Source organism: Vibrio sp. 10N.222.49.C9 (assembly GCF_041474985.1).
Lineage (GTDB): Bacteria > Pseudomonadota > Gammaproteobacteria > Enterobacterales > Vibrionaceae > Vibrio > Vibrio crassostreae_C.
Window position 1 is genome coordinate 1 of record NZ_JBFRVD010000380.1, and the last position, 312, is coordinate 312.

Genomic DNA, 312 nt, shown 5'->3' on the forward strand with positions numbered 1-312 from the left:
ATCACAAACTGTAATACACTGCCGCCAACACTACCAATCGCAGAAGCTACGCTACCCAAAACACTTTTAACCTGATCTGAATGCTCAAGCAATGCGTTGGTTAAGTTTGATGAAAAACTGAGTAAGGTCGCGTAAAGGTTCTCACCAACCAATGGCCATGACTGAATACTCTCCGATGGTGGCTTAAGCGCTAAGGTACCCTCTTGGATCTGCTGATACACATCGCCAGCGGTATTAAATAAACTATCACCAATCAGATAAGCGGGGACGACCAATAAGATGACACCCGTGAGTGATAATAGCCAACTAGCC

Annotated in this window: 1 pseudogene; it reads right to left on the reverse strand. The window is 45.2% G+C overall.

Annotation, left to right across the window (positions count from 1 at the left end):
• Positions 1-312, reverse strand: a pseudogene (locus AB4585_RS23600) (AI-2E family transporter); the annotation flags it as partial.